The following is a 5,828-nucleotide window of genomic DNA, read 5'->3' as shown; positions in this document are numbered from 1 at the left end:
TCGGGTGGCTCCAAAGAGGACAACCGAGTGCAACGGCGCCCGCGCCGGCGTTGTAACCCACCTGTTCGGAAGCCCCGCCAGGCCGCACCCGCGGGCTTCTCATCGAGTACCGCTCTCACACGCCTGTCACCAACTGCATCGACTCCCCCGGTCCGGGAGCCTCTGACCTGGCATTCCGCGCCCGTTTTGGACTGCCCGGACGCCCATGGACGGTATTTACAACCTGTGCCATGTGGTACCCAGTGAGGGACCCAAGATCAGTACTGGGGCGTCTTCCGGCCCGTCAAGGCGGTATTGCAGGGTGTTCGTCGGTGTCTCACTCACGCCCTGCACGCTCTCACATCTCTCGATTTCTGACGGACGGGGGGCGGGACGGTGGCCAAAACTGCCCACGTCTTCCACCGCCCTGCGCAGATCGTCCACGTCCGGCTTCTGTCTGCCGGCGCCGTTGCGGGCAGACCTGCCGGGCCGCGGTCGGTCGGTGGGTCCGGCGCGGTGAACGAGGCGGCCGCCGAGGAGGGTGTGCGTGGGATTGAGGTCGCGCAGGGCGTCCCTCGGGCACCGAGCGGGGTCCTGGTCCCAGAGGGTGAGGTCGGCGAGGCGGCCGGGGGTGAGGGTGCCGCGCAGGTGTTCCTCGCCGAGCAGGCGCGCGGCGTTGGTCGTGTGCAGGGCGAGGCCTTCGTCGTGGGTGATGGCGTGCTCGGGGCCCTTGACGCCGATGACGGTCTGTCGGGTGGTCATGCCCCAGACGGAGCGCATGGCGCCGAACTGACCGACGGGGAAGTCGGATCCGGCACTGACCTGGGCGCCCAGGTCGAGCCGGCCTCGGGCGGGGAAGAGCCGGGCGACGCGTTCCGGACCCCAGAAGTCCTCTTCCACCTCGGAGGCCTTCAGACATGGCACACCTCAGCTCTGCTGGGCTACGGCCCCGACGCGGACGACGCGGTGCAGGACGGGGCGCTGACCGCGCTGCGGCACATCGGCGACGTACGGGATCCCGCGGCTGTGGGAGCGTGGTTGCGGGCGGTCGTGCGCAACACCTCCCGAATGCGCCTGCGTGCCACACGGGAGACGCCCGGCCTGGACGGCCTGGACCACCTGCACCCTCGCGATCACGAGCCGGCGCACCCGGAGCGGCTCATCGAGCAGCACGCGATGCGTGGCTGGATCTGGGACGCGATGGAGGAACTGCCGCCGCAGCTACGGCTGATGCTGATGCTGCGGCACTTCAGCGGCATCACCTCCTACCAGGAGATCGCCGTTGCTTGCGAGGTACCGGTCGGCACACTCCGGGTGGTCTTCCCCGAGCCGCCGTGGTGAGCGGGCTGCCCCGGTTCAGCTCCCCCCGGGCGCTCCCAGGCCCGTCAGGGCGCCGACCGGGTCCGGGTCCGGGGTGCCCCGGGGCCACCAGTCCTCGTGGCCCGGTTCCGACTCGTACGCGTACCAGAGCCCGTCCTGGCCGAGGCGGAGCTGGGCGTGGCCGTCGGGGTGGGTGAGGCGGTTGCGCCATGGTCGGAACGCGGGGAGGTCCGCGGCCAGGAGCAGCGGGCGGGCCCGGTCGAAGCGGCCCGCCGGCGGGTCCCAGGGCTCCTCGAGCACGGCGAGTCCGTCCCGTCCGCCCTGCCGCCAGGCGGCGACAGCCCGCGCCAGATCGGCCGGTGACCGGCCGGTGGCGGCGGCCAGCGCGGAATACAGCGCCCGGGTTCCGGCCGTGAGCCCCGAGCCGGGGCGGGCGGCGGCCAGCCGCACCGCGTCCTGCCACAGCGTCAGCTCCGCGACCGGATCGTGCCCGGTGGTCAGCAGGGTGTGCGCGCGGGCGGCCGCGTCCGTGGCCAGGTGGTCCAGCGCGAACGGGTCGGGCCCGCCCGGCGCCCCCGGTTAGACCGGCGGCAGCTCGGGGTGCGCGGGCGGCGCCAACGGAGCCGGGAGCGGCGGCATCGCGTCCCGGGCCACGGCGTCACGGGCGCGTACGCCGGGGACGGGCGCGGGTTCCTGGTCCTGGGCGGCACGGGCCGCACGCGCCGCGTTGCGCCGGGACAGCGCGTCGAGCAGCTCCCTCTCGCCCCGGCCACGTAGCAGGAGCAGGACGAAGGGGTCGCGGTCGAGCAGGCGCGCGGTCTGGTAGCAGACGGCGGCCGCGTGTTTGCAGGGGTGGCCGAAGTCGGGGCAGCTGCAGTGCGGTTCGAGATCCCCCGGGCCCGGCAGCAGCCGGACGCCGCACTCGGCGAGGGACTGCGGGACCTGCTTGTCCAGCAGCGCGGCGATGTGCCCGGGCCGCTCGGCGGCCGCGTCCAGGAAGCGGTCCCACTCGTCGTCGGAGAACGTCCGCAACCGCACCTGCACACGGTACGGGCGCGGACGGCTTCCCTGTACATACGCCAGCACGAGCCCCGGCGTGACAGTGATGGCGTCCACGTTCCCCCGTCCCGCGTACGCCCTCCCCCGCGCCAGCCGTGCCGCGTCGAGGGCTCCTTCCTCCAGCGCGGCGACCCAGGCGTTGCCCCACCATGTCTCGGCGAACCGGTCGGACTCGTCCGCCGGTCGCGCCGGGAGGGCCTCGAACGTGCGCCGCAGCTCGCCGTCACGGCCGGGGGCCGCCATGGAACGGGGGTATCGAGGGGCCGCCGGTGCACCGGGCGCCGAGGGACGGGGCGCCGAGGGCGGATCGGGTTCCCTCTGCCGCAGCGACGACGGGCTCGGCGCCTCGGACGCGGGTCGCGGGGACGGGCTCGCCGCCTCGCCCGTGGGCCGCGGGGGAACGTCCTCCCGCTCGCCGCCCATGTCCCGCGCGGCGGGCGCGGTCCCGCGCCACGACACCGCCGACGCCGGCAGCTCGAAGGCACCGGCGAGGAGTTCCCGTACATCCCGGGCCCCGGCGCCGCGCGCAGGGTTTCGGGGCCCCCTGCGGCCCCGAGTTCCGGTCGGTGCCCCGCGGCCCGGCGACCCCGGAGTGCCGGACGTCCTAGCGGTTCCGGCCGACGGTGCTGTCCGTGCGGGCCCCGGCGTGCCGGACCGGCCCCGGTGCTGCGCCTCGGCGCCCCTCGATCCTGCCTCGTCACGCTCCCGATCTGCCTCTTCCCGCGCAGCCCGTAGCGCCTCACGCGCGGCGTCGCCAGGGCGCGCGCCAGGTGCGGTCTCGGTCCTGGGGACGCGACCGGGTGTCTCAGCCGTCTCCCCGCCGATACGGGGGCCGGCCCCGGCCTCCCTCGCATCGGCCGGTTCCCTCTTCCCGGACTCCGGCTTCCCCGACTCCGGCGACGAAGGGGCCCCCTGCCCACTCCTGCGCTCGGCGTTCGCCCGCCGCAAGGCCGCTCGCGCCGCGTCCCCCGGCCGCGCCGCCGGCTGCACGCCTCTCTCGGGCACGGCGACGCCCGCCTCCTCGGCGGTAGGTTCCTCACCCCGGATCCCACCGTCGGCATGCTCCCGCTCCCGAGCGGCCCGCAGCGCACGACGCACCTCGTCGGCGGGGCGCGCCTCCTCGCCCCGACGTCCCTCATCACCGGGACGCGTCTCTTGCTCCGGGACCGACTGCCCGTCCGCCCGGAGCCGTTCCTCCTCGGCCCCGTTCACGCCGTCCTCCTCAGCGACACCAGGTCCGACAGCTCACGGTCGGTCAGTTCGGTCAGGGAGGCCTCCCCCGAGCCCAGGATCGCGTCGGCCAGCGCCCGCTTGGACTCCAGCATCTCGGCGATGCGGTCCTCGACCGTGCCTTCGGTGATCAGGCGGTGGACCTGGACCGGCTGGGTCTGGCCGATGCGGTACGCCCGGTCCGTGGCCTGTTCCTCCACCGCCGGGTTCCACCAGCGGTCGAAGTGGATGACATGGCCCGCTCGGGTGAGGTTCAGGCCCGTGCCCGCGGCCTTGAGGGAGAGGACCAGGACGGGGGTCGCGCCGCTCTGGAACCGGTCCACCATCCGCTCACGGTCGGGCACCGGCGTGCCGCCGTGCAGCAGATCGACGGGGACTGCGCGGGAGGCCAGATGGGTGGTGATCAGGCGGGCCATGCCGACGTACTGCGTGAAGACCAGCGCGGAGCCGTCCTCCGACAGCAGCGTGTCCAACAGCTCGTCCAGCAGGGCGAGTTTGCCGGACCGGGCGGTGAGGCCCGCGGCCGTCCCGGTGTCCTCCTTCAGATAGAGCGCCGGGTGGTTGCAGATCTGCTTGAGCGAGCCGAGGAGCTTGAGGACCAGGCCGCGACGGGCGATGCCCTCCGCCGTCTCGATCGCCAGCAGGGACTCGCGCACGACCGCCTCGTAGAGCGCGGCCTGTTCGCGGGTGAGCGGCACCGGGTGGTCCGTCTCCGTCTTCGGCGGGAGTTCGGGCACGATGCCCGGGTCGGACTTCTTGCGGCGCAGGAGGAACGGGCGGACCAGGCGGGCGAGGCGCCCCACCGCCTCCTCGTCCTCGCCGTTCTCCACCGCGCGCGCATGCCGGGCGCGGAAGGACTTCAGGGGGCCGAGCAGCCCGGGCGTCGTCCAGTCCAGCAGCGCCCACAGCTCGGAGAGGTTGTTCTCCACAGGTGTTCCGGTGAGGGCCACGCGCGCGGGGGACGGGATCGTGCGCAGAGCCTTCGCCGTCGCCGAGTACGGGTTCTTGACGTGCTGCGCCTCGTCCGCGACGACCATGCCCCATGTCTGTTCGGCCAGCCGGGGCGCCGCGGTCCGCATCGTCCCGTAGGTGGTGAGCACGAAGCCTCCGTCCAGGCCGTCAAGGGTGCGCTCCGGGCCGTGGAAGCGGCGCACGGGGACTCCAGGGGCGAACCGGGTGATCTCCCGCTGCCAGTTGCCGAGCAGGGAGGCCGGACAGACCACCAGGGTCGGCTCGCGGCGCGCCCGGCGCAGATGCAGGGCGATGACGGTGACCGTCTTGCCGAGCCCCATGTCGTCGGCCAAGCAACCGCCGAGGCCGAGGGAGGTCATCAGGTCGAGCCAGGCCAGGCCCCGCAGCTGGTAGTCCCGCAGCCGGGCGGCGAGACCCGGGGGAGGCTCCACCGGGCCCACGCCCGCTGTCAGCCGGTCCCGGAGCGCGGCCAGTGCGCCGACCGGCACCGCCTCCACCGTCTCGCCGTCGACCTCCGCGCTGCCGCTGAGCGCGACGGCCAGCGCGTCGACCGGGTCGAGCAGGCCCAGCTCGCGCTTGCGCGCCTTGCGGACGAGCGCCGGATCGACCAGCACCCACTGGTCTCGCAGCCGGACGACCGGGCGGTGGGCCTCCGCCAGGGAGTCCATCTCGGCCTCGGTGAGCGGATCGCCGCCGAGCGCCAGCTGCCAGCGGAACTGCAGCAGTTGCTCGCTCTCGAAGAAGCCCGTGCCGTCGGTCGCCGAGCCGGGCGCGGGCCGTACGACCGCCGCCGCGGTCAGGTCCTGGGCCAGGTCCCGGGGCCAGTGCACCGCGACCCCGGCCGCGCTCAGCCGGGTGGCCGCGACACCGAGCAGGTCGCTCAACTCCTCCTCGGACAGGGCCAGTACGGCGGGCGCGTCCTGTTCGGAGAGCCGGTCGAGCGGCGGCCAGACCCGGGCCGCGCGGCGGACGGCGAGGGCCGCGTCCACCCGTGCCCGGGGTCCGAATGCCGCATCCGCCTCCCCGGCCCACAGCGCCGCCGCGTCGGCGACCAGGGTCGGGTCGGCGAGGCTGTGCACCTGCACGATCGCCCCGCCGGCGCGGCGGGCGCCCTCACCGTCGTCGAAGAGCTGGTACGCCGACAGGTCCAGGCGCAGCGAGATCCGTACGCCCGCGTCCATGCCGGCTGCGACCTCGGCGGCCCAGTCGTGCGCCTGAGGCAGACGCTGCGGCTCACGCGCCGCGAACGGTCGGCCCGCGGAGTGAGG

Annotated in this window: 2 protein-coding genes and 2 pseudogenes; 1 reads left to right on the top strand and 3 read right to left on the bottom strand. The window is 74.4% G+C overall.

The window, feature by feature from the left end; translation table 11 throughout:
• Positions 1-555: 555 nt before the first annotated feature.
• Positions 556-879, bottom strand: a pseudogene (locus ABT186_RS47240) (amidohydrolase family protein); the annotation flags it as partial.
• Positions 880-945: 66 nt separating this feature from the next.
• Between ABT186_RS47240 and ABT186_RS48250 the strand changes: the two are divergent.
• Positions 946-1,320 carry an RNA polymerase sigma factor gene (locus tag ABT186_RS48250; RefSeq protein WP_502973555.1) on the top strand — a complete coding sequence of 125 codons (375 nt, stop codon included), beginning with the start codon at positions 946-948 and terminating at the stop codon, positions 1,318-1,320.
• Between the two features lie 15 nt (positions 1,321-1,335).
• Here the strand turns inward: ABT186_RS48250 and ABT186_RS47230 are convergent.
• Together ABT186_RS47230 and ABT186_RS47225 are read right to left on the bottom strand one after the other, a co-directional pair.
• Positions 1,336-3,456: pseudogene (locus ABT186_RS47230) on the bottom strand (SWIM zinc finger family protein).
• A gap of 110 nt (positions 3,457-3,566) precedes the next feature.
• On the bottom strand, positions 3,567-5,828 hold a 2,262-nt coding region (locus tag ABT186_RS47225), incomplete at its 5' end, for an SCO1167/SCO6262 family helicase (RefSeq protein WP_351930599.1).

Origin of the sequence: Streptomyces sp. NPDC001634 (genome assembly GCF_040298185.1) — a bacterium.
Lineage (GTDB): Bacteria > Actinomycetota > Actinomycetes > Streptomycetales > Streptomycetaceae > Streptomyces.
This window is presented reverse-complemented; position numbering and strand designations above follow the sequence as displayed.